Origin of the sequence: Streptomyces sp. NPDC059787 (assembly GCF_042732315.1) — a bacterium.
Lineage (GTDB): Bacteria > Actinomycetota > Actinomycetes > Streptomycetales > Streptomycetaceae > Streptomyces > Streptomyces atrovirens.
The window spans coordinates 53,087-77,887 of sequence record NZ_JBHWHX010000011.1; the positions used below are offsets into that span (position 1 = coordinate 53,087).

Here is a 24,801-nt window from a genome sequence, read left to right on the forward strand (position 1 = left end):
ATGGTGGGCCATCGGCCGAGTGATTGGCATGTCCTTGACCTGGACAAGGACCCGACCCCCGGCGACCCGGACCGGGTGCGCACCCTGGCGAGGTTCCTGCACGGCTTCGCCGACGACGTCTCCGAGGCGCTGCGCCTGGTGAAGGGGATGGCCGGTGAGGGCACGCTGGCCGAGTGGGCGGGCAAGTCGGCCGACGTGTTCAAGGAGGAGTTCTCCGGGGTTCCGAAGAACCTGCGGAAGCTGGAGAAGTCGTACGGGATGTGCGGTGACGCGCTCGCCGACTACTGGCCGAAGCTGGAGCGCGCCCAGGCCCTCGCCGACAAGGCGCTGGCCAAGGCGCGCGAGGCCCGCGCGGATCTGTCCTCGGCGCAGTCGAAGCTGACCTCGGCGGAGTCGTGGGTGGGCCGGGCGACGAAGGAGGCCGACAAGTACAAGGACGACCCCACGGGGTCGAAGTCGGACGCGGACAAGCCGGACGAGGCGAAGGTGCGGGCCGCGACCCGGGACGTGCGGAGCGCCAAGTCCGCCCAGGACAAAGCCCAGTCGGACGTCTCCGCGGCTCAGGACGCGCTCGCGGCGGCGAAGAAGATGGCCGCCGACGCGCGGAAGATGCGTGAGGAGGCCGCCCGCGACACCAAGTCGAAGATCGACGAGGCCTCCGACGCCGGTATCCGGAACCGCTCCTGGTGGGAGGAGATCGGCGACTGGTTCACCGACAACTGGGACACCATCGTCGCCGCCTGCAAGATCGTCGTCGCGGTCGTCGGCATCGTCGCCATGATCATCGGCGGGCCCATCCTCGGCGCGATCGTGCTCATCGCCGCACTCGTCGTCCTCGCCGACACCCTCTACAAATACTCCAAAGGACAGGCGTCCCTGTGGGACGTGGGACTGGCCGCGCTGGACTGCATACCCGGCATGAAGGGGCTGACCACCCTCGGCGGACTCGCCAAAGGCCTCAAGGGCGGAGCAGCCGGACTCAAGAGCATGACCCTGGGAATCCGGGGCCTTGGACGGGCCGGTCTCGCCTCGCTGCGGAGCGGATCCGGGGACCTGGTGAAGCGGGCCAAGGCTCTGGCGGGACGGTGCCCGGGCGGTGACCCCATCGACATGGTCACCGGTGAGATGCTCATGTACGACACGGACATCGAGTTGCCGGGCGTTCTCGCCCTGGCACTGCGGCGCACTCACCTCTCCACCTACCGCGAGGGCCGCTGGTTCGGCAGGTCCTGGGCGTCGACGTTGGACGAGAGGGTCGAGCTGGACGAGCAGGGCGTCCTGTTCGCGGCGGAGGACGGCATGGTCCTCGCCTACCCGGCCCCCAGGCCGGGGGAGGTGACGATGCCGTCGGAGGGTCCGAGGTGGCCCCTGGAATGGGACGGCACACAGAACGGAATCCTGAGTATCCGCACACCGGACGGGGCTGTCACACGGCACTTCCGGGCCATCGAAGATCCGCTGCCCGGCATGCCGTACACCCTGGCGCTGACCGCCGTGACCGACCGCAACGGCAACCGTGTGGACTTCGACCGTGCCGCGGACGGCACTCCACGCACGGTGCGGCACTCGGGTGGCTACCACTTGGACGTAGAGACGGAGGAGGGGCTCGTCACGGCCCTCCGGCTTCGGGACGACGCGTGCGACGAGGGCTTCACGGAGGTGCTGCGCTACCGGTATTCGGCGGAGCGGAACCTGACCGAGATATACAACTCCTCGGACCTGCCCTTCAGGTTCACCTACGACGACCGGGGCCGCGTGACGTCCTGGACCGACCGCAAGGGGAGCTGGTACCGGTTCACCTACGACGACGAGGACCGCTGCGTCGCCGGCACGGGCGTCGACGGCTTCCTGAACTGCTCGCTCTCCTACGACGCCGAGCGACGCACCACGACGTACGTCAACTCCCTGGGTCGTGCGACGACGTACCAGCACGACGAGTTCCTGCAGCTGGTCCGCGTCGTCGACGCCGCCGGACGGGAGGAGTCGCTCGAGTGGGACCGTTACGGACGCTTGCTCGCACAGACCGATCCGGTGGGCCGGCGGACCGCCTACACCTACGACGAGGCGGGCAACGTGACCTCCGTCATCGGTCCGGACGGCCGTGGGGCGACCGCGGAGTACAACGAATGGCACCTCCCGACGCGCACCGTCGGCGTCGACGGCGCGCATCGGACCTACGGCTACGACGAGCGCGGCAACCGCACGTCGGTGACCGAGCCGCAGGACGCGGTGACCGTGTTCGCCCACTCCGACCACGGGGCGCTCGCAGAGCTGACGGACGCGTCGGGTGCGACCGTACGCATCGAGTCCAACGGGGCTGGACTGCCCACCAGGGTGACGAGCGCCACGGGGGCGGTCGTCGAGTACGCGTACGACGCCTTCGGCCACGTCACCGCCGTGACGGATCCACTCGGAGGAGTGACGCGCACGTCGTGGACCGTCGAGGGCAGGCGCAGGGAGCGGGTCGGCCCGGACGGCAGCAGGGAGTCCTGGACCTGGGACCCGGAGGGCAACCTCCTGACGCACACCGACCCGTCCGGAGCGGTCACCCGGTCCGAGTACTCCCACTTCGACCTCCTGGTCGGCAGGACGGGTCCGGCAGGGGGAGGGATCCGTTTCGCGCACGACACCGAACTGCGGCTGGTCTCGGTCACGAACCAGTCGGGACTCGTGTGGGACTACACCTATGACGAGGTCGGCCGGCTCGTCGCCGAGCGGGACTTCAACGGTCGTCGCCTCGCCTACGCGTACGACGAGGTGGGCAGGCTCGTCGGACAGGTGAACGGCGCGGGGCAGAAGATCGAGTATCACCGTGACGTCAACGGCAACGTCGTGCGCAAGCGAGTGGGGGACGCGGTGACGACGTTCCACTACGACGACGCCGGATACCTGAAGAAGGCCCGCTCTCCGCAGGTCCTGCTCTCCTTCGAGCACGACGCCCACGGGCGTGTCACACAGGAAGCCGTCAACGGAGCCACCAGCACCTTCACCTACGACACGCTGGGGCGTCGTCTTTCCCGCGTCACCCCGTCCGGCGCCCGAAGCCGGTGGTCCTACGACGGGGACGGACTGCCCAGCCGCCTCGAAGCCTTCGGCCGCACGGTGTGCTTCGGTCACGACGCGGCGGGCAGGGAGACCGAGATCGGGGTCGAGGACGGGCCTGCGGTACGGCAGGTGTGGGACGCACTGCACCGGCTGAGCCGTCAGACGGTGGTGCGAGCGGGTGAGGCCGAGCGTCGTGACGTCACCGCCACCGCATCCGTCGACCGCGTGTTCCACCATGCGCCGCTCGGACTGTCGGGAACGGTGGACGGCGCGGATGGCGGGGCCCGGTACGAGCTGGACGGGGCAGGCCGGGCGGTGGCCGTCCGGGCGGAGGCGTGGGAGGAACGGTATGCCTACGACACCGCCGGAAGGCTCGTGTCGGCCCGTCTCCCGGAGGACGGGGCCAGCGACAGTCCCGTCCGTTCGTTCGCCTACGACGGGACGCGGCTCGTCCGGGCAGGTCGCCACGCCTATTCCCACGACGCCCAGGGGCGGGTGGTCCGCAGGGTGCTGACGACCCTCTCCGGCAAGCGGAGAGTCTGGGCGTACGACTGGGACGCGGAGGACAGGCTGATCCGGGTGGTCACCCCGGAAGGTGCACAGTGGCGCTACACGTACGACCCTCTCGGCCGCAGGGTGGCCAAGGAGCGGACCGACGACGCGGGGAGCGTCGCGGAGGCGGTCTTCTTCGTGTGGGACGGCAACCGCCTGGCCGAGGAGACACACGTGTACGGCGGTGATCGCCGTACGAGCATCACCTACGAGTACACGCCCGACAGCCACCGGCCCGTGGTGCAGGATCGCCGTGAGTGGCTCCGGGACGCCCCCCAGCACGAGGTGGACCGGCACTTCCGCCTCATCATCGGCAACCTCGCCGGAACCCCCACCGAGCTGCTCTCGCCCGAGGGCGAGGTGACATGGAGGAACCGGTCCGCCCTGTGGGGTGGAAGGATCCAGGAATCCGGCGAAGCCGAGTGCCTGCTCCGCTTCCCCGGTCAGTATTTCGACGCGGAAAGCGGACTCCACTACAACTACTTCCGCTACTACGACCCCATTTCCGGACGGTACATTTCTCCGGATCCGCTGGGATTGACGGCAGGGCCGGACGACTACGCGTACGTGGTCAATCCGCTCACTTGGTGCGATCCGCTCGGCCTTCAGTCCTGTCCGACGTTCAAGGGGTTGGCCTGGCTGACGGACAAAATGCTGAAGCGGCCCTCGTTCCGCTATCAGCGCGTGGTGTCCGGAACGGATTATGAACAGATATGGAAGCTTGCCGACGGCCGTGAAGTGCATGTAGACGGCGGGCCCGCCCATGGCTGGATCATGGAGGCCAAGTTCACCGGCGGCCGGGAGAGCGAATGGGCCAAGTCCGCGTACAACCCGGAAAGTTCGCTGTACAACGAGAAGAAGATCACCGATCAGGCCGCAAAGCTGATGGAACTGAACGACGGACTGGGCGGCAAGGGCGTGCGTTATGCTATTTCTAATGCAGCCGGCGCCGCGCACTTCCGCCAGCTACTCGGCACGCATTTCCCGGAGGCTATCGCGAGTGGTAAGCTGGCCGTCTTCCACGTGCCAGGAAATGGAATGAGTGGGATGAGTAAATGGTTGACGTGAGTGCGGAAATCTCCCGACTGGTCGAGATCGAGGAACTCAACGGCCCCGCGGTGGAATCGGTCCTCGCAGCGGCGGGCTGGTCGGGCGAGCGCAGGAACCCGTCGAAGAGCTGGGCCACCACGTGGCAGCGTGATGACGCCCGCGCATGGATTCAGGGCGAGAATCCGGTCGAGGTGGAGTTCACCCTGTGGTTCCAGGAGGTCGAGGACGACAGGCCGGACCCGGACGCCCACCTGGACGACCTCTACGCCGTCGCCGTCGCGAGGATCCCGGAGGTCGCGGCGCAGCTCCGGTCCGGAGTCCTCGGGGAGCGGCTGGAGGAACCGGAGGACGAGATCACGGACGTGGACTCCTACATCGAGCACCGTGCGTGGAGGGTCACCGGCAAAGAACTCCTCGTGGGCGTGAAACAGGACGACACCGATACTCCGGTGCAACTCGTCGTGGTGCTTCGTGAGCCCGGTGCGGATGACGAGACGTACGACGACTGGTTGTGACGCGGGCACGCGGTCCGGGAACCGGGCCGGCGAGGTGTGACGGGCGGAGTGGGACGACGGCCGGCTCCTCTCCGGCGGGTGGAGCAGCGACGCGGGACGCGCCTCGGTGAACTTTTGGACCCCACCGACGCAAGCCTTCACGCCTGAGCCCGGGGCGGCGCGGCACCGGGTGCGGTCCGGAGCCGCCTCGACGCCCTTGCCGCCTGGCCCCTGTGCCGTGTGGTCGAGGGCGGCCGGACGCTCGGCTTCCTCATGAGGCGTGCCCCCGCCCCCATGACATGGCGCACCGCGACGGGGACCACGAAGCTCATTGAGTTGCAGTACCTGCCAGGCCGCCCAAGGCGGCCTGGCAGGACGTAGCCCAGCCGACACCGGAGCAGCGCAGGGCCCTCGCGCTGGCCTGTGTCGAGGCCATCGGCTGGTTCCACGACGCCGGACTCGTGATCGGCGACATCTCGCAGGCCAACGTCCTGTGGTCCCTCTCCCCCGAGCCCGCCGTTCACTTCCTGGACTGCGACGGCTTCCGCCGGGTGGGACGCGCGGCGGTCCAGGCCCAGGCCGCCACTCCGGACTGGAACGACCCGCTCGCGTCCTCCACCGACGCGACGGTGGACACGGACGCCTACAAGACGGCTCTGGTGGCGGGGCGCGTCGTCGCCCGGCAGCCGTACGTCAGACCGGGCCAGGACCTGGAACTCGTCCCCGGTTGCCTCGACGACCGGCAGAGCGAGGGAGCGCGGAGGCTCTTCGCGCAGGCCGCCGGCGAGCGCGGCAGCCGGCCCCGGCCGGGCGAGTGGCGGACCGCGCTGGGCGACCGCGGCGTCATCAAGCTCACCGCGGCCGCGCCCCGGGCCGCCGTCGACCACACGGTCCTGGACGGAGCGCGCGACCGGACACCGATCAGGCTGCGAGGTCCGATGCGGTAGAGGAGTACCGGTTCCCCGGTTGCCGGGGAACCGGCTCACGCCGACGCAGGCTCCCAGCGGTAGGCGTCGGCGGCCTCGCCGTACGGCCGCAACAGCGGCTCCAGTTCACCGCGGATCAGGTCCGCGTCCCCCGGCGGCAGCGTCAGCGAGGCGCGCCGCATGCGGACGCTCCACGTCGCCGGGTCCGGGAAGACCGACAGCCGCGGCACCAGGTCGCGCAGCACGAGCCCATCGCGGAAGGGGGCCAGACCGGACACCTTCAGACGGCAGCCCTCCGTGAAGGAGCGGTCGCCGAAGACGACCGGCTCGTCCAGCACCCGTACGGGAGTGGCGACCGAGGCCCGGGCGATCACACGGCCCAGGTCGCGGGTCGGGTTCCGGAAGCAGCCTCGCGTCGTGTAAAGGAAGATCTCGTCACCCTCTTTCAGCGTCCGCGCCACCTTGGTCCGCCCGGCCGGGAACGCCATCCGCTGCTCGGTCACCACCCAGCTCAGGGCGGCCCGGTCTCCGATGATCAGCAGGTGCGAGGACGACATGCCGATCACCTTATCGAGGGCCCGGGCTCCTGATCGTCGCCCTGCCGGTCCGAGCCCGCACGCGCCGTCTGCACCGACCGCATCTGTCCGAGTCCCGCTTCGTCCCGGCCCACGCCAACTCGCACTTCGTGTCCGGCATGATGGCTCCATGCGCGGTGCGGTGGATGTGTGGGCGGCGGCTGTCGCCTTCGACCGGGGTTCGGTGGCCGAGGACGAGGTGCGGGCCGACGCGGAGCGCGAGCAGGTTCTCGCCCAGTTCCCTCTGGAGGACTGGCCGGCACTTCCTCTGGAGCGCTACGCCCTCGGGGTGGACGCGCCCGACGCGCGCGCACCGGGGACGGGGTACTGCCGGCTGATGGAGTTCGGGACCTCGCACCTCGGCAGCATCAGGGGAGGAAGCGCCGCCAAGCACATCATGTACCGCCACAACTCCGGCGAGTGGCGGATGGCGGCTCCCCTGCGGGGCAGGGAACCGCAGGACGCGTGGGCACGCCTGCGGACGCAGTTCCTCCAGGCCTTCGAGGCGGTGGACCGCCAGGACTTCGACTCGTTGGACGAACTCGACCTGCTGCGTTTCGGCCCGGCCCTCGTGACGAAGTCCCTGGCCGTCTACTTCCCCGATCACTTCCTGCCCGTCTACTCGGCCGAGCACCTGCGGCACTTCCTCGTCCTGCTGGGCGGTACGGCCGAGGCGGACTCGCCCGCCTGGCGCAGCAACCGCCGCCTACTCGAACTTGTCCGTTCGCGGGACGAGTTCGGCGGATGGAGCGGACAACAGGTGATGCGTTTCCTGTACCAGCACCATGACCCTCGGTCCACCGGGTCAAAACGACGCACCATCTGGAAGATCGCCCCCGGCGAGCGGGGAAACCGCTGGGACGAGTGCCGCGAGAACCGGTTCATCTGTGTGGGCTGGGACGCGCTGGGCGATCTGGGCCAGTACCAGAACGACACCGAGCTCAAGGCAGCACTCGACCGGCACTGGCCCGGGAGGAACGGCGGCAGTCTGACGCTCGCCCGGCGGCTGCTGGCCTTCCGGGACCTGGAGACCGGCGACCGGATCGTCGCGAACCGGGGAACGGACGAGGTCCTCGCCACGGGCACGGTCACCGACAGCTACCGTTTCGCCCCCGATCGCACCGAATTCCAACACGTCGTACCGGTGGAGTGGGACACCTCTCACGCGCGGAGGCTGGACAGGCCGCAGCACGGCTGGCGGTCCACCTTCGCCAAGGTGGATCCGGCTCTGTTCACCAAGTTCACCGCGCCTCGAGCCGACGCGCTCGCCGGCCGGGGTGAAACACGACGGGGTGACACGACGGTCGCGTTGCCCGACGACGTGCAGGCCGTCCTGGACGCACTGGAGCGCAAGGGACAAGTGATCTTGCACGGGCCGCCCGGAACGGGCAAGACGCGGCTCGCGCTCGGCGCGGCCCTCGCCCTGACCGACCGCGCCGACGCCCTCGGCACCGAGCCGCGCGAACGCGCCGGGGCTCAGGTCGAGTTGCTGCGCGATGACCGTGTTCGCCTCGTCACCTTCCATCCCTCGTACGGCTACGAGGACTTCGTCGAGGGCTTCAAACCGGATCTGGACGCCACCGGCCCCGGGCTCACCCTCGTCCTCAAGGACGGCCTGTTCCACGACCTGTGCAGCCGGGCCTCCGACTGCCCCGACCAGCCGTTCCTCCTGGTCATCGACGAGATCAACCGTGGTGACCTGCCCCGCGTTCTCGGCGAGCTGATCACCCTTCTCGAACTCGACAAGCGAGATCTACCGGTCACCCTGCCCGTCAGCGGGCGCAGCTTTCACGTGCCGCCCAACGTCAGGATCATCGGCACGATGAACACCGCCGACCGCAGCGTCAGCCACCTCGACGCGGCGGTCCGTCGTCGCTTCGCCTTCCTGTCGGTCGACCCTGATCCGGACGCCGTGTCGGGAACGATCGGTCCTCTCGACCTGGCGGCCTTCTTCGAGGCCCTCAACACCCGGATCGCCCGACACCTCGACGCCGACCACCAGATCGGGCACGCCTACCTACTGCGTGACGGTGAGCCGATCGCCACGGAGGACGACCTGGCGGCCGCCTTCCACCACGAGGTCGTCCCCCTGTTGGAGGACTACTGTCTGGGTCGGACCGACCTGCTGGCCCGCATCCTGGGCAGCCTGGTCGATGCCGACACCGGGCGTCTCCTGCAGATGTCCCCACAGGACCTCGCCGACGCGCTGACAGCCGAGTTCACCGGCGGCGGCTCCGGCACCGATGCCTGACCGCCCGGTCGTCCGACTCGCCGAGTACCGGAGCGTTCCGTTGAGCAGGGACCGGCTCACTCCACGGGACGTGAACCGGTTGCACGCCCTGCAGGCCCACGGCTGCGTGACCCTGGGCGCTGACCACTCCGGTTGGCGGCTCAGGGCCGAGGCGACCGTCGGGCTCCTGGTGCTCGACCGCCTGCGGCTGGTCATCGAGCCGAAGTTCGCCATCCCGGGTGAGCGGCTGATGAGCTGGCTCGGCTACGCCCTGGACGCGCCACGCCCGCTGCGGTCGCCCACCCGGCGCTGGGCCACTCAGCCGGACGGTTACGCCGACCTCGTCGCGACGGCGCTGCTGGAGCAGTGCGAACACCTCGTGCACGACGGTCTGCGGCGCGACTACGTCCGTCGCGAGACCGTCGAACCGGTACTCCGCGGACGTCTCGACGTGGCAGCACAGGCCACGCGCCGTTACGGACAGTTGGACAGGCTGCACATCCGCGCATTCGACCGGGAGACCGACGTCTGGGACAACCGCGTCCTGGGAACCGCGCTGCGAGCCGCGCTACGGCTGACGCTCCATCCCGGGCTCGCCCGCGACCTGCACGGTGCCGCCGAGGCCTTTCCCACGGCCGCTTCCCCCGCCGCTGCGCTCCACGCCCTGGACCGCATCCACTACACCAGGCTCAACGCGCGCTACCGCGCCGCCCATGTCTGGGCCCGCCTCATCCTGCGCGGCGGTGGCGTGAGCGATCTCCTCACCGACCGTGGCATCGCGGCCGACGGACTGCTCCTGCGCATGCCCACTCTCTGGGAAGCCGTCGTCCGGCGCCTCATGACCGAGGTCGCCGCCCGGCACGGCGGCCGGGTCCTCCCCGGAAACGGTGGTGCCGGAATCACCGTCCGCGGGGACCTGGGCAACCCCTCCGCCTTCCGGCCCGACGTACTGTTCGAACTCCCCGGCCGGAACGGCTCCGCCCGCTCACTGCTGCCCGTGGACGCCAAGTACAAGCGCTACGACCGCCACGGCGTCAGCGCTGCGGACGTCCACCAACTGCTCACCTACGGAACCGGCTACAGCTCCTGCACCACGGCGAGCGCCGTCATCATGCATCCGCAGTCCGGTGGCCGCGCCCACCGCCTGCTGGAGGTCAACGGCCCTCAGGGCATGCTCGCCACACTCCACGTCATCGGCATCGACACCGAAGCGCACCCCGAGCAGGCGGTCGCGTGGATCGGGGACGCGCTCTTCTGAGCCGACCGCCACCAGCGGGCGCGTCCTGGCGGTTCTCCACCACCCCCTTGTTCAACACACGTAACCGATTGCCGCATCGAACACTCCTTCACGTGTACACATTTTCGAATTAACCTATTTCACTTAACTTGTTGACGATGCTCACAAGTAAGCGTCATTCTCTTGAAGCAAACAACATGTCCATCGTTCTCAGGCGCACCTCATCTCGCGCTCCCACGAAAGGGACAGTCATGACCGACCAGTCGCATACCTCCGCCGACTCGCCGACCTCTGTACGGGAGCTCCTCCTCGACCGACTCGATGGTTCGGACCTCACTGCCGAGGCACGGTCCTTGCTGCGCGAACTGCTGCCGGACGAGCGGGTGCGGAGCCGCGAAGGGCGAGCGGGGCCGGTGCGGTTGCGGTCCATCACCGCGGCCGGCTGGCGAGGTATCGGTCCGCGGACCACCCTCGAACTGCCGCCCGGCCCCGGCCTGGTCGTCGTCGCGGGGCCCAACGGCTCGGGCAAGTCGAGCTTCGCTGAGGCCGCCGAGACCGCGATCACCGGACTCAATTCCCGCTGGGAGGGACGGCGGGCCGGCGACTGGCAGAAGGGCTGGCGCAACCTGCACAGCCCCGACGTCACGCCCGAGGTCGGAGTCGAACTGACCGTCGGCGAGCACGGCGAGGCCGTCACCGTACGGCGGAGCTGGTTCGGGACCAAGGTCGGCGAGGCCCGGACCGGGGTCGAGGGGGCGGACGGCTCGGAGCGGAGCCTGGACGAAGTCGTCGATGCCGAGGCGTTGGAGCTCGCCCGCCCCTTCCTGCCGTACAGCGAACTCGGATCGATGATCAACGGCACACTCGGCGGGCTGCACGACGCCTTCTTCAAGCTCCTCGGTCTCGAGCTGCTCGCCGAGTTCGACGGCCGGGTCAAGGACGCGGTGGGCGAATGCGAGCAGACGGTCAAACGGGCTGACACGCTCACCGTCCAGCTCCGTGACACTCTGGCCGCACTCGACGACCCCAGGGCCCGCGAAGCCGCGCAAGCCCTGTCGGGCACCCGGCCCGACCTCGACCGGGTGCGGGCGCTGCTGTGCAGCCGTGCCCCCGCCGCCGAGGCCGAACTGGCCCGGCTGCGGCAGCGGGCGAGCCTGGCCGGGCCGGATCTCACAGAGGTCGGCGGAGCCGTGGCCCGGCTGCGGAAGGCCGCCGAGGGAGCCGAAGAGGCCCGGTACGGCAGTGCCGAGGAGGCCCGACGCCTGGCCCGGCTGCTGGAGACGGCCATCGAGCACCAGCGGCGCTCCGGAAGCACGGACTGCCCCGTCTGCGGCACGGAGAACCGGCTCGACCGGGCATGGGCGGAGCAGGCGCGGGCCGAAGCCGAGCGGCTCCAGGCCGAGGCCGCCGACGCGCAGGCCGCCCGGCAGGACGTGGCGGTGGCGGTACGGGCCGTCCACGACCTCGTACAGCCGGTCCCGGTGTGGCTGCGCGGCGAGACCTCCCCGCTCGCGGCGGTGTGGCAGGAGTGGGCGCAGTGCCGGGACGTCACGCATCCCCGCGAGCTGGCGGACCGCGTCGAGCGTGCCGCGGCCACCCTGGACAACGCCTGCCGGCAGGTACGGGAGGAGGCCTCCCTGCGCCTCGCCGAGCACGACGGTGCCTGGCAGCCGGTAGCCGCGCGGCTCACCGAGTGGCTGGGCGCGGCGGAGGCCGCGGAGGTGGCGCGGGAGCGGCGCAAGCACGCGCGGAAGGCCCGCGGCTGGCTGCGCCCGATCATCGACGAGCTGCGCGACGAGCGGCTGCGTCCCTTCGCGCAGCGGTCGCAGGAGGTGTGGCAGAAGCTGTGCGAGCACAGCAGCGTCACACTCGGCTCCGTCACCCTCGCCGGCACCCCCGGTCGCGGCAAGGTCGAACTCGGCGTCTCCGTGGACGACATGGGCGCCCCCGCCTACAGCGTGATGAGCCAGGGCGAGCTGCACTCGCTGGCGCTGTCCCTGTTCCTGCCGCGCGCCACGCACGCGGCCAGCCCGTTCGGGTTCCTCGTCATCGACGACCCCGTGCAGTCGATGGACCCGGAGAAGGTCGAAGGGCTGGCACGGGTCCTCGACGCCTGCGCCCGTGACCGGCAGGTGATCGTCTTCACCCACGACACCCGGCTCCAGCAGGCCGTCGTCCACCTCGGCATCAAGGCGACCGTCCTGCGGGTCACCCGTCAGCCCGACTCGGTGGTGGGCGTGGAGACGGTGACCGACCCGGTGGAGCAAGCGCTCAAGGAGGCGCGGGACATCTCCCAGGACCCGAACCTTCCGCAGGGTGTGGCCGATCACGTACTGCCCGCCATGTGCCGGGTCGCGGTGGAGGCGGCCTGTCTGGAGACCGCGCGACGCCGGCTGCGGGACGAGCGAGGGCTCGGCCTGCGGGACGTCGAGGAGCGCGTCGCCTCCCTGGACCGTACCAAGACGTACGTGTCCCTCGCGCTGCTCGGGGACGAGCGACAGCATGCCCGTGCGGCCGTCGAACGGATCTGTACGGGCGGTTGGGCGCTGGTCGAAGCCTTCAACTCCGGTGCTCACGCGCCCCTTCCGACGGTGGAGGACCGCAGGGGACTGGTGCGCCGGACCGAGGCGCTGGCGGCGGCCATCCGGCGCAGCGGCGACTCCGAGAGCGTAGGGGGTGTCCGGTGAACGCGTCCCCGCAGGCCCACGTGACCGCTGCCCGCCACCTCCTGCTTCCCGAACCCGGCACCGTGCACACCCTGGCGCCCGGCCTGCGCGCCCGCGCCGCCGCCGTGCTGCTCCGGATGGCGCTGGACGAAGCCCTTGACGCGTACTGGCGGCGGGTCACCCCGTCGATGACCCGGGTCGGCAAGCACCGGCTGCTGTGCCTGGGCTGGTACGCGGGCCATGAGACGGCCCGCCGCTGCCACACCACCTGGTCCGCGCTCAGTGCCGCCTGCCACTACCGCACTTGCGAACTGCCTCCGGCCCCCGCGCAGATCCACACCCGTCTGCGGGAGGTCGCCGATCTGCTGACCGCACTCGGCGCCGCGGAGAACTGAGCGGTCGCCCTCTACACCCCCGCACGTCTCCGGACACGAGGATCCCGCCTTGGACACCCGCCGATACCGCATGGTCGTCACCAGCGGACTGGACTACGTCACGACCGGCGCACAGGTCGACGACCGGCTGCGCCGATGGCTCAAGGAACCTCCGAAGAGCTACGACGTCGACGCCTTCACCGAGGGCCGCAACGAGATAGCCCGCGGCGTCACCCTCGACCACGACTCCGCCACCGGCGCCTCGGGGACGTACGGCCGCTGGCGGCTGCGCGAGACGCTGCCCGGCGGGACCTGGCAGACCACATTGGTGATCCGTCAGGCCGGGGACGGTCCGACCAGGGTCCAGCTGGACGTGGAGCACCTGCCGGACGACCCCGAGGCCGTGCCCGTACCGGCCAAGACGCCCCGGCTCGCGCGCGGTCTCCTCGAGGTCCTCGACGCACGTGACGGCCTCGCCGACGTCACGGCCGAACCCCAGGTGGTCGAGGCGGAGGACGTCGACGCCGTGATAGACGAGTTGTGCGACGAGACACGGCGTCTGCCGGTCGTCGTGGCCAGCACGCCGTACGGAACCGGCTTCGACGCCTGGCTGGAGGACACCGTGGACCCGCTGGTCCGGCCCCTGGCCGGTCTAGCGATCCTCTACGTGCTCACCCCCGAGGCGGAGGCCCGCTTCAACCGCGCGCTGGAGTACCACCGGGTCTACGGCGGCGGTGTGCGCACCTACCTCCCGGGGGTCGACCCTGCCTGGCCCGCCGACGGGCAACGGCACCGGGTGATGTCCCGCAGGCTGATCACCGACCGCCCGCCGCAGGCCCGCAGGATCATCGCCCAGCTGCCCCAGCGACTGGCCGCCCGTGCTCCCCTGCCCGCCGAGCTCGACTCCGTGCCGGTCATGCGGACCCGCACAGCGGGTGACTCCGCCGCGCCCGAGCTGGAACGGCTGCGTGTCGAGAACGAGGTCCTCCACGAAATCCTGGAGGAGGCGGGACGGGAACAACGGGTACGGGCCGACGAGATCCGCGATCTCAAGTACGAACTGCGCAAGGCCGAGGACAACGAGACCCTGCTGATCGCCGAGTACGACGAACAGTACCGGGAACTGCACTCCGTCCGGGCCCAGTTGCAGGTGCTGCGCAGGCAGATGGTGGAACTGGGCGCCGCCGCGGCCGCGTACACCCCGCTCACCGCGCCGGAGGACGGCCCGGAGTCCTTCGAGGAACTCCTGCACCGCATCGGCTCCCTCCCCCGCCTGCATTTCACCGGCTCCCGGAAGGTGACGCTCGACCTCGACGCGCAGGCGTACGGCTCGTCCTGGGTGCGCATGACCTGGGACGCGCTGCTGGCGCTCGAAGACTTCGCCCGGGCGGCAACCGCCGGGCAGGTCGGCCGGGACTTCAAGCAGTGGTGTGCCGACGCCCCGGGCGGGGTCCGCACGATCTCACCCCGGAAGATCGTGCGGGACGAGTCCAAGTCGGTGAAGGGCAACTCGAGCTGGCGCCGGCAGCGTACGTTCCCCGTGCCGGAGCACGTCGATCCGGCACGGAAGGTGTTCATGGGCGCGCACGTACGCGTCGGCGGCGGCAACACGATCGCGCCGCGGCTGCACTACTTCGACGGGTCCTGTACCGAATACGGCATCTACATCGGGTACATCGGGTACATCGGGCCCCACCTGTCCAACACGTTGACGTGACGGACCGCTGACCACCCGGAGGCGTTCAGCGAGTCAACCGTGGACCGGCCCTCTCGTCATCGGGGACCGGCCCACCGATGCCGGCGTCACAGCAGGATTGTCAGTGTCTGCCAGTACTCTGCAGACGGATCGACCAGCAGGTGCGAGAGGGTCCTATGGCCGACGAATATCCGGAGTTCCGACTCCGGCTGCCCAGCGGTGACGGCATCGACCGGGCACGCGGAGTACTCCTGGACGAGACGGGCACCAACGGCAGCCGGAAGTTCCTCGTACGGTCCGGCTCTCCCGTGCGTGATCATGTGAGGCCCTCGCTGGGCAAGCACTTCAAGGCTCAGGTCAAACGCCGTGAGGAGCTCCGGGCGCAAGGCGTGCTGGTGCCGTCGGTGCGATGGCCGGGCTGGCTGGAGCTGACCGAGGACGTGGTGTTCGGCTCCCCCTCCTTCGCCGCCGTCGTCCTGGTCGGAGCGCCGCGCAACGGGTGGGAGGAGTGGCGGACCGAGGACGACAGGCCCCTGTCCGACTTCATGTCCGGGGTGTGGGCGGGTCCCAACCGGACCTGGCTCGTACGCGGCTCCAACGTCACCGGTCTGGACCTGGTCCAGCGTCTGTGGCTGCCCGAGGGACGCGTCACCCTCGCTGCCTCCCGGCTGCGGCAGGGCGTTCGGCAGGGCGTCAGCAAGGACGAGCTGCGCACCCTGGTCCAGGAGGACTACGAGTCGACCGCCACGTACAGCCAGCGGCAGCAGCTCGTCGAGGACCTCCACGCCTTCCTGTCGCGCATGAAGCCCGGTGACACCGTGTGCACGATCTCCGGCGGCCGGCTGTACGTCGGCGAGATCACCGGTGAGGCCGAGCGGACGGAGTCCGAGGACCGCCGGTCCAACCTGCGCCGGCCCGCGGAGTGGCAGCCGGCCGGTTTTCCCTACGACGACCTGCCCGAGGAGCTCCAGCAGAAGCTGTCCGTCCAGCACGACGTCGTCGACCTCTCCGCCGTCCAGGCCCATGTCGAGGGACTCGGTCTCACCGACCAGGAACTGGCCGAGGAGGCAGGGGGGACGGAGCGGGACCCGAGCGTGGAGATCCCCGCGCTCGCCGCCCGGCGGGAGCTGGAGCTGCCCGAGCCCACGGACGAGCTGGCCGCCGAGTTGCTCGTGCACGGGACCGAATGGCTGCGGGAGGTGCGCGATCTCCTCTGGGACGAGCGGCAGCTCGTGTTCTACGGTCCGCCCGGCACCGGCAAGACCTACCTCGCCCTCAAGCTCGCCGAGTTCCTGGGCGGCGGCCCCGAGCAGGTCAAGCTCGTGCAGTTCCACCCCTCCTACTCCTACGAGGACTTCTTCGAGGGGTTCCGGCCGCAGGAGGACCCGGAGACCCGTGAGGTGGCGTTCCGGCTCACCGCCGGGCCGCTGCGCGAGCTCGCCGATCTGGCGTCCCGCGAGGGCAACCGGCACATCCCGCACTTCCTGATCATCGACGAGATCAACCGGGCCAACCTCGCGAAGGTCTTCGGCGAGCTGTACTTCCTGCTGGAGTACCGCAACAAGTCGGTGCGGCTGACGTACTCCGGTGACGACTTCGCGCTGCCGCCGAACCTGTTCGTGATCGGGACGATGAACACCGCCGACCGGTCCATCGCCCTCGTGGACGCGGCGATGCGCCGGCGCTTCGCGTTCGTCGAGCTGTCCCCGCGCACCGAGCCGACGAGCGGGCTGCTGCGCCGGTGGCTGGAGCGGGAGGGCAGGGACGCCGAACCCGCGGACCTGCTCGACGCGCTCAACGTACGGATCGACGACCCGGACTTCCGCATCGGTCCCTCGTACCTGATGAAGAAGGGCGTGTACCGGGAGGGCGGTCTGGAGCGGACCTGGCGGACGAAGATCCTGCCGCTGCTGGAGGAGCACCACTACGGCGAGGGCGTGGACGTCGAGCAGCGGTACGGGCTGGCGGCGCTGCGGGAGTCGCTGGGGTGACGCCGGTCGTCGAGCTCGTCGAGCACGCGCCGGCGGTCGGCGTCGCGCTGCCCGACGATGTGGGGCGGGCGCTCGCCGCGCTGCGGATCGTGGACGCCGCACCGGATCCTTACTCCCCCGGGCGCTGGTCGCTGCGGGCGGGCAGCAAGGTCGGGGCCGTCACGGTCGCCGTACCGGGGCACGGCGACCTCACGGTCCGGATCGTGCCCAAGGTACCGATCGGCCGTCTCTTCCTCCTGCTCGGCTACAGCCTCGACCCCGCCGGTGCCTGGCGGGACGGTGAGGTCGGCGTGGCCGAGCACCGGGAGGTGCTGCCCGCGCTCGCCCACGCCGTGGAGCGGCAGGTGGACCGGGCCCTGCGGCAGGGGCTGTTGCAGGGCTACCGGGTGACGGAGGAGACCTCACCGGTCGTGCGGGGGCGGATCCGGGAGGCCGAGCAGATACGGCGCCGGTTCGGGACGACGCTGCCGGTGGAGGTGGTGTACGACGACTTCACGACGGACATCGCGGAGAACCGGATCCTGCGGGCGGCCGTCGAGCGACTGCTGCGGCTGCCCGGCGTGCCGCGCGAGGTGCGCCGGCGGCTGCTGCACCAACGGGGGCGGCTGGCGGACGTCACGGTGCTCGTGCGCGGCCGGCCCCTGCCCGAGTGGCGGCCGAGCCGCCTCAACGCCCGGTACCACCACGCCCTGCGGCTGGCACGGGCCGTGCTGGAGGACGCCTCCCCGGAGCACGGGCCCGGCGGGCTGCGCATCGAGGGGTTCCTGTTCGACATGAACAAGCTCTTCGAGGACTTCGTGACCGTCGCCCTGCGGGAGGCGCTGCGCGGTTCCGGGCATGTCGCGCGGTTCCAGGACCCGCTCCACCTGGACGAGGCACGGGCCATCCGGATGAGGCCGGACCTCGTCCTCCACGGGCCCGACCGCGTGCCGTGCGCGGTGGCCGACGCCAAGTACAAGGTGGAGAGACCGGGCGGCTACCCGGACGCCGACCTGTACCAGATGCTCGCCTACTGCACCGCCCTCGGGCTGGGCGAGGGGCACCTGGTGTACGCGAAGGGCAACGCCGGCCATGCCGCTCACCGGGTGCGGCACGCCGGCATCGTCCTCCACCAGCACGCCCTGGACCTCGACCAGGACCCGGTGGGGCTGCTCGCGGACGTCGCGGAGGTGGCCGCCCGGCTGGTGGACACGCCGCGCATATGATCAGCTTGCAGTGACCGTCCGGGGTGGGGAGAGCACGTCGTGCCGTAGCTGGCGTTCGCCAACAGTTCCTGGGAGAGCTACGACCTCCTGGAGAAACCCGTGCGGGCCGGTGTGCGCAAGGCGACGCAGAAGTTCCAGCAGCTCACCGTTCCCGAACTGCAGGCGGACAAGGGGCTGCACCTGGAGTCCGTCGAGAAGGCCCGTGATCCGCGGATGCGGACCATCCGGATCAACGACTTCTGGCGCGGTGTCGTACTCGCTCCCGACGACGGCAGCGACGTGTTCCTGCTCCTCAACGTCGTACCGCACGACGACGCCTGCACCTGGGCCGCCAAACGGCTCTGCACCGCGAACTCGGCGACGCGGGCACTCGAGGTCCGCAACGTGGTGGCCATCGAGCAGCTGACGCCCCAGCTGGAGAAGGCCGCCGCCGCCCTCGTCGCTGTTCGCACGGTATTCGGACACCGTGCTGCGTGAGCTCGGCCTCGACGACCAGGTGGTCCGCGCGGTGCGGACCATCATCGACAAACCCCAGCTCGAGGCGTTCGGCACCCTGTTGCCGGAGGACCAGTTCGAGGTGCTGCAGTACCTCGCGGAGGGGTTCGGCCCCGATGAGGTCTACCGGGACGTCGTCGCCGTGCGCCGGCCGGTGGCCGCCGGCCCCGATCCGGACGAGAGCCTCGCGGCCGCGATCGCCAACACCACCAGCCGGATCACGCCGGTCACCGGCCCGGAGGAACTCTCCGACCTCCTGGAGAAGCCCTTCGCGGCCTGGCGGGTCTTCCCGCACCCTTCGCAACGGCGGGTCGCCTACCGGGTGTCCCACGGCGGCCCGGTGCAGGTCACCGGAGGTCCCGGGACCGGGAAGACGGTCGCCGCCCTGCACCGCGTCAAGCATCTGCTCGGCCGCTCCGCGGGCACCCGGGTCCTGCTCACGACGTACACCAACGCACTGGCGGCGGCGCTGCGCGAGAATCTGTCGCTGCTCCTGGACGGCGACGAGGAGCTGCTGGAGCGGGTGGACGTGACCACGGTCAACGCCTACGCGCACGGCGTCGTGACCCGTCTCGACGGCAAGCCCCCCTCGCCCGTCGGCGACCGCGAGGAGCGGCAGGTGTGGCAGCGGGTGGTCAAGAAGCTCGGGCTGCCGTGGACCGAGCAGTTTCTCGCCCAGGAGTACCGGCACGTCGTCCTCGCACAGGATCTGCGTACGGTGGACGACTATCTCGCGGCTTCGCGGCGCGGTCGGGGCAGCGCGCTGTCCCCGAGCAGGCGGGAGCGACTGTGGCCCGCGGTCGAGCTGTTCGAGACGATGCTGCGTGAGCGGAAGGGAACGACGTATCTGAAGGTGTGCGCGCGGGCGGCCGAGTTGCTGGCGGCGTCGTCGCCCACGCACGACCACGTGGTGGTGGACGAGGCGCAGGATCTGCATCCCGCCCAGTGGCGGGTGCTGCGGGGCGCGGTGGCTCCCGGCAGCGACGACCTGTTCATCACGGGCGACCCGCACCAGCGCGCCCCGGTACGGACGCGCACGTCGCCCCGGTACGAGAAGACCGCCGCCTCCCGCGAGGCAGCGGTCGCACTCGTGTCGTCCGTGCTCCGGGCACCGTCCGCTTCAGAACGGCCCCCGGCGCCGGCCCGTCACCGTGTCGCCGGCACCGTCGTCCCGCACTCGGGCACCCCGTCGAGCCAGGCCGCCCCCTTGATGTAGATGTTGGTCACCCACGCCTTGTAGTCCGGCAGGTACGACCACACGTCGTTGGTGTAGCCGTCGGAGGTGACCTCTTCGGCGTGCTTCTGGCACTGGACGCGGATGGTGGTGGAGTAGGGGAAGGCGTAGACGCGGGCGGCGCCGAGGGAGGGCTCCGCCTTGGTCCACACGTCGGTGCCCCAGGTCTGGTGGATGTGACCGGTGACCTGCCCGGTGTTGACGCGGACGGCGCCGAAGTAGTCGCCGCCCAGGCGGACGTCGCTGACCATGAGCCTGGTGCCGGACTCCTTGGCCTCGACCATCCTGCCCGCGCCCAGGTAGATGGCGATGTGGTGCAGGTCCCGCGAGGTGCCCCAGGCGAGCAGGTCGCCCGGGGCCAGCGGGGCCAGGCCCTGGGCGGCGGTGAAGCGGGCGGCGGCGCGGTGCGTGTAGTACTGCTGGCTGGCGATGCCATTGAGGATGTCGGAGCCCGCCGCCTCGGCGTACGCGTGGCGGACCAGGCCCGAGCAGTCGAAGCCGAGCCGTTCGGGGTCGTGTTCGCTGTCCGGGTCGGTCGGGTCGACCTGGCCGTACGTGGGGCCCGGCCGGGCGCCGTGCCCGCCGCCCCACGTGTACCAGGTGCCGGCCGCCACCTCGGCGCAGGCGGCGGCGATCGCGCGTTCGGCCGCCGCGGAGGCTCCGGGTGCGAGGACGCCGCACGCGTCGGCGGACACGCGCTGTACGGGCGTCGTGGTGTTCGCGGCGGCGGCGGACACCGGCGCCCAGAAGAGGAAGGCGAGTAACGCGATCAGCGTGCGGATGAGACCGGTCCGGCGGTGCATGCCAGGACCCCCGTTTCCCGTGGTCGTCGAAAGAAGTGGTCGCACAGGAGCCTGCTGGCCGCGCCTCGCGCTTGTCGAGGAACCGGGTGTCGCCTCCTTGCGACGGGCAACGGGAAACACCCGGGAAACCCCCTGCGAGCAGGTGAGTCGCCGTCACCCCCGCCCGTCGCAGGCCGCCTTGTCGTCGGTGAGGCGGACACCGGGCAGGAGCTTCGCACGTGCGTCCTCGTCGATGCTCGCGCCCAGCCGGCAGATCCGCGCCAGCCGGGCCCCGGGATCGAGGTCCCACAGCCGTACGGTGCCGTCCGTGCCGGCGCTGGCCACCGTGCCCCCGTCGGGAGCGAAGGTCACGCTCCACACCGCGTCGGTGTGGCCCGCCAGCGTCGCCCACGGGCGCCGTCCGGCGACGTCCCACAGGCGCACCGTACGGTCGTTGCCGCTGCTGGCGAGCGTGCGGCCGTCGGGGGCGAAGGCGATGCCCCGGGTGGAGCCGATGTGACCGGTCAGGACGGCCTCCGAGCGGCGTTCGCGGACGTTCCACAGCCGTACGGTGCCGTCGTTGCCGCTGCTGGCCAGCGACCGCCCGTCAGGGGTGAAGGTCACGCTGCGCACCGCGCCGGTGTGCCCCTTCAGCGTGCCGAGCGGGCGGTGCGAGGAGACGTCCCAGAGCCGTACGGTCAGGTCGTCGGCGGCGCTGGCCAGGACCCGGCCGTCGGGGCCGAAGGCGACGGCGTTGACGAAGTCCCGGTGGCCGGTCAGCGTCGCCAGCGGCGCGCGCTCCGTCACGTCCCACAGGCGCACCGTACGGTCGGCGCCGGCCGAGGCGAGACTCCGGCCGTCGGGGGCGAAGTCGAGGGAGAAGACCTGCCCGGTGTGGCCGGTCAGGGTCGCCAGCGGTTCCCGTGCGGCCACGTCCCACAGCCGGATCGTGCCGTCGGAGCCCGCCGACGCCAGGGTCCGCCCGTCGGGCGCGAAGGACACCGAGAAGACCGCCTCGGTGTGTCCCCGGAGCGTCGCCAGGAGCCGGCGTCGGCCCACCTCCCACAGGCGTACCGTGTGGTCGGCGTCGGCGGTGGCCAGCAGCCGCCCGTCGGGGCTGTACCGGGCCTGCCAGACCTGTGTGAACGGACGGGCCGTCAGTACCGGGCCGTCGAGGTCCCACAGGACCACGGACCGGTCGAAACCGGCCGTGGCGAGCAGGGTGCCGTCGGAGGTCACGGCCGCCCCCATCACGTAGTCGGTGTGGCCGGCGAGCACGGCGGTCTGCCGGCCGCCGCGGGCGTCCCACAGCCTGGTCGTCCCGTCGCCGACCGCGCCGACGACCGTGGCGCCGTCGTGCGTGTACGCGACGGCGTTGATGTCGTCGTTGTTCCCGGACAGCGTCGCGTCGAGCCGGCCTCCGCGCACGTCCCACAGCCGTACGGTCCGGTCGACGCCCCCGGAGGCCACCTCCCGGCCGTCCGGGGAGAACGCCACGCCCAGCACTTCGTCGGTGTGCCCCCTGAGCACGGCGAGGGGCCGGGCCCGGTCGGTGTCCCACAGCCGCACGGTCCGGTCGGCTCCGGCGGAGACCAGGGCCCGGCCGTCGCGGGCGTGGGCGAGGGCGTTGACCGTCCCCTTGTGCCCGCTGAGGGAGGCGGTGGCGCGGGGCGTGCGCGCGGTGTCCCACAGCTGGACCGGCCCCCGCGCGGTCGCGACGGCGAGCCGGTGCCCGCGGGGGTCGAAGGACAGTGCCCGGGCGCCCTTCGTGCTGTCGGCGAGCACGGCCTTCCTGCGGCGCTCGGCGATGTCCCAGAGGCTCACGGGCCCGCGCGTCGACGTCGCCGCGAGGGTACGGCCGTCGGGGCTGAAGGCGATCGAGCGGACGGGCCCGGACATGGTGAACGTGGCGGTCGTACGGCGGTCCGACACCCGTCGCAGGGTCACCGTCCCGTCGGAACTGGCCGTCGCCAGGGACCGGTCGTCCGGTGCGAAGACCACCGCGTTGACCGGCCCCCGGTGACCGCCCAGCCGGCCCAGGAAGGGCTGGGACTGCGTGCTCAGCAGCGCGCCGCGCGCCTCGGCGGTGGTGTGGGCCCGGTAGGCCTCCCCGGCCAGCAGCATCGACGCCTCCGGCCGGCCTCCGGCGAGCGACGCGGACCGCACGGCGAGTGCCTGGGAACGCGCGACGCGTTCCTGGTCGAGGGCGCTCTCACGCTGCTGGTAGGCGAGGCCTCCGGCGGTCAGGGCGAGTCCCAGCAGGACGACGAGTGTGGCGAGCATCGACTGCCGGAGCCGGACCTGGCGTCTGGCCTGCCTCTCATGCCCCTCCTGCTCGGCCAGGCTCGCCCGGAGAAACGCCTCCTCGCCGGGGCCGAGCCGGCGCCGGCCGTCCAGTTCGTCGGCCCAGGAGCGCACTGTGCTCAGCCGGGTGCCGCGGTACAGCGCGGACGGGTCACGGCCTTCGCGCTCCCATTCGGCGGCGGCGTGCGCGAGTTGCTGGTGGAGGAGCAGCCCGGCGCGGTCGGCGTGGATCCAGTCCCGCAGCCGTGGCCAGGCGTGCAGCAGTGCCTCATGGGTGATCTCGACCGTGTCGCTGTCCATGGTGACGAGCCGGGCCCGTACGAAGGCGTCGAGTGCGGCGGCCGCGCCGTCCGCGTCGGTGAACTGCTCCATCAGGGCGGCCCCGCGCATCCGGCGGCGGGTCGCCCCTCCGCCGTCCGAGACGTACACCAGACGGGACAGGACGCGGCGGATCGTCCGCTGCTCGGCCGGGTACAGCCGGGCGAAGACGTTCTCGGCGGTCCGCGCGATCGCGCCCCGGATCCCGCCGGCCCGCTCGTACCCGGCGACGGTCAGCACGGACCCCTCGCGCCGCTGCCAGGTGGCCAGCAGGGCGTGGGAGACGAGGGGGAGCACGCCGGAGGGGGTCACGTCGGCCCCGGGACCGGCGTCCGTCCCGGGATCCCGCGGTGGGCCGCCCTGCTCGTCGCGCAGCCCCGCGTCGCGCAGGAGCAGGGGCACCAGGCCCGGTTGGAGGGTCAGTCCGGCGAGTTCCGCCGGGCGGGTGATGGATTCCCGCAGTTCCACCACGGACATGGGCGGCAGCACGAACAGCCCGTCGGTGAGGACCGGGGCCAGTTCGGGAAGGTCCAGACAGTCGCCGGTGAAGTCGGCCCGGACGCCGAGCACCACGACGGCGGGGCCGTGTCCGCTCTCCTCGGGCCGGGGGGCCGCCAGAGCGCAGAGCACCCGGACGAAGGAGCGCCGCTCGTCCTCGTCCGCGCAGAGGGTGAAGAGCTCCTCGAACTGGTCGACGATCAGCACCGGCCGGCAGGGCGGGGGCCGGCGTTCCCCGGGCGGCGCCGGTGGATCGTCCACCATCGCGCGTACGGCGGCCGGCACCGCGCCGGGATTCCCGCGCGCCTCCTCGACGGTGACGGCGAGGTCACCGCCGACCGCTTTCGCGGTGCGTTCCAGGAGTTCGTCCAGGGGCCGTGAGGTGGGGGTGAACGTCACCACCGGCCACCGGTCGGCGCCCGGCATGGGGAAGTCGCCGCGTCGCAGGGCGGGCACCAGTCCGGCGTTGAGCAGGGACGACTTGCCCGCCCCGGAGGGGGCGACGAGCATCAGCGGGCCGTTTCCCACCCGTTCGAAGGCCCGTTCCACCAGTGCGGCCGTCGCGCGCTCCCGGCCGAAGAACCAGTCCTCGTCCTGCGGGGTGAACGGCGACAGGCCGCGGTACGGACACGCCCCGTCGGACTGCCGCCCGAAAGCGGCGGCCTCGGCGCCGCTCCCGCTGTCGGCGGGCGGTCCCTCCTGTACGAGCCTGAGCAACTCCCCCTCGGCGCCGAGTACTCGGTCACAGATGCGGGCGACGTCGGCGGTCGCCCGTTTCGTGCCGGTCTCGATCTTGCTGAGGTAGCCCTTGCTGTAATGCGTCTGCCGTGCCAGGTCGGTCAGCGACAGGCCGCGTGCCTGTCTGAGTCGTCTCAATTGTGCGGGGAAGGAGTGCGTGGTCGGCGCGTTCCGTTCCCGCCCGTTGCCGTGGTCTGCTTCATGCCCGTGCTGCGGATCTCCCACGGAGTCCCCCATGCGATGCGGCCGTGAGACGGTGGAAGCCCAGGCTACTGCGGGGGTGGTAAGGGCAGCCGAACCTTTCACCCGGTGTGGCGAAAACACGAACGTCCGGAACCGTGGGGCGGTTCCGGACGTTCGTTTCCCGTCGCACGCGCGGACAGGCCGGTTC

General features: G+C 71.1%; 13 protein-coding genes and 1 pseudogene. 11 read left to right on the forward strand and 3 right to left on the reverse strand.

The window, feature by feature from the left end:
- The 3 genes from ACFV5H_RS13000 to ACFV5H_RS13010 all read left to right on the forward strand — a co-directional run bounded on the left by ACFV5H_RS13000 (position 1) and on the right by ACFV5H_RS13010 (position 6,088).
- Positions 1-4,665, forward strand: a complete 4,665-nt coding sequence (locus ACFV5H_RS13000; RefSeq protein WP_385194578.1) for an RHS repeat-associated core domain-containing protein — start codon at positions 1-3, stop codon at positions 4,663-4,665.
- Complete coding sequence (locus ACFV5H_RS13005; protein ID WP_385194581.1) at positions 4,662-5,162, forward strand: hypothetical protein; 501 nt, start codon at positions 4,662-4,664, stop codon at positions 5,160-5,162. Before ACFV5H_RS13000 ends, ACFV5H_RS13005 begins: the two co-directional genes overlap by 4 nt.
- A gap of 440 nt (positions 5,163-5,602) precedes the next feature.
- Positions 5,603-6,088: a hypothetical protein gene (locus ACFV5H_RS13010; RefSeq protein WP_385194583.1), complete on the forward strand. Its 486-nt coding sequence runs from the start codon at positions 5,603-5,605 to the stop codon at positions 6,086-6,088.
- Positions 6,089-6,123: 35 nt separating this feature from the next.
- On the opposite strand, the gene ACFV5H_RS13015 is transcribed toward ACFV5H_RS13010, so the two are convergent.
- A complete protein-coding gene (locus ACFV5H_RS13015; protein ID WP_385044511.1) occupies positions 6,124-6,624 on the reverse strand; it encodes a hypothetical protein in 501 nt (166 codons plus the stop codon).
- A 148-nt stretch (positions 6,625-6,772) separates the two neighbouring features.
- Between ACFV5H_RS13015 and ACFV5H_RS13020 the strand changes: the two genes are divergently transcribed.
- The 8 genes and pseudogenes from ACFV5H_RS13020 to ACFV5H_RS13055 form a co-directional block, all read left to right on the forward strand.
- Positions 6,773-8,893, forward strand: coding sequence for an McrB family protein (locus ACFV5H_RS13020; protein ID WP_385044508.1), 2,121 nt, complete (start codon positions 6,773-6,775; stop codon positions 8,891-8,893).
- Between the two features lie 40 nt (positions 8,894-8,933).
- Positions 8,934-10,130, forward strand: a complete 1,197-nt coding sequence (locus ACFV5H_RS13025; protein ID WP_385194586.1) for an McrC family protein — start codon at positions 8,934-8,936, stop codon at positions 10,128-10,130.
- Between the two features lie 230 nt (positions 10,131-10,360).
- Positions 10,361-12,796 (forward strand): AAA family ATPase, encoded by a 2,436-nt coding sequence (locus tag ACFV5H_RS13030; RefSeq protein WP_385194589.1) that lies wholly within the window; start codon positions 10,361-10,363, stop codon positions 12,794-12,796.
- A complete protein-coding gene (locus ACFV5H_RS13035; RefSeq protein ID WP_385044498.1) occupies positions 12,793-13,170 on the forward strand; it encodes a hypothetical protein in 378 nt (125 codons plus the stop codon). The genes ACFV5H_RS13030 and ACFV5H_RS13035 overlap by 4 nt, the downstream gene beginning before the upstream one ends.
- A gap of 49 nt (positions 13,171-13,219) precedes the next feature.
- Positions 13,220-14,866, forward strand: coding sequence for a hypothetical protein (locus ACFV5H_RS13040; RefSeq protein ID WP_385194591.1), 1,647 nt, complete (start codon positions 13,220-13,222; stop codon positions 14,864-14,866).
- Between the two features lie 155 nt (positions 14,867-15,021).
- A complete protein-coding gene (locus ACFV5H_RS13045) occupies positions 15,022-16,836 on the forward strand; it encodes a DUF4357 domain-containing protein (protein WP_385194594.1) in 1,815 nt (604 codons plus the stop codon).
- Entirely contained in the window at positions 16,833-18,041 is a 1,209-nt protein-coding gene (locus ACFV5H_RS13050; protein ID WP_385194596.1) for an McrC family protein, read from the forward strand. The genes ACFV5H_RS13045 and ACFV5H_RS13050 overlap by 4 nt, the downstream gene beginning before the upstream one ends.
- Positions 18,042-18,089: 48 nt before the next feature.
- Positions 18,090-19,554 (forward strand): annotated as a pseudogene (locus ACFV5H_RS13055) (UvrD-helicase domain-containing protein); the annotation flags it as partial.
- Between the two features lie 128 nt (positions 19,555-19,682).
- On the opposite strand, the gene ACFV5H_RS13060 reads toward ACFV5H_RS13055, so the two are convergent.
- A complete protein-coding gene (locus tag ACFV5H_RS13060; protein ID WP_385194598.1) occupies positions 19,683-20,573 on the reverse strand; it encodes a C40 family peptidase in 891 nt (296 codons plus the stop codon).
- A gap of 153 nt (positions 20,574-20,726) precedes the next feature.
- Positions 20,727-24,635 (reverse strand): helix-turn-helix domain-containing protein, encoded by a 3,909-nt coding sequence (locus ACFV5H_RS13065; protein ID WP_385194601.1) that lies wholly within the window; start codon positions 24,633-24,635, stop codon positions 20,727-20,729.
- Positions 24,636-24,801 lie beyond the last annotated feature (166 nt).

What these genes read in the sequence shown, in the direction of transcription:
- ACFV5H_RS13000 (WP_385194578.1), top strand. Translation starts at nt 1, where the DNA reads ATGGTGGGCCATCGGCCGAGTGATTGGCATGTCCTTGACCTGGACAAG.
- ACFV5H_RS13060 (WP_385194598.1), bottom strand. Translation starts at nt 20,573, where the DNA reads ATGCACCGCCGGACCGGTCTCATCCGCACGCTGATCGCGTTACTCGCC.
- ACFV5H_RS13045 (WP_385194594.1), top strand. Translation starts at nt 15,022, where the DNA reads ATGGCCGACGAATATCCGGAGTTCCGACTCCGGCTGCCCAGCGGTGAC.
- ACFV5H_RS13020 (WP_385044508.1), top strand. Translation starts at nt 6,773, where the DNA reads ATGCGCGGTGCGGTGGATGTGTGGGCGGCGGCTGTCGCCTTCGACCGG.
- ACFV5H_RS13015 (WP_385044511.1), bottom strand. Translation starts at nt 6,624, where the DNA reads ATGTCGTCCTCGCACCTGCTGATCATCGGAGACCGGGCCGCCCTGAGC.
- ACFV5H_RS13030 (WP_385194589.1), top strand. Translation starts at nt 10,361, where the DNA reads ATGACCGACCAGTCGCATACCTCCGCCGACTCGCCGACCTCTGTACGG.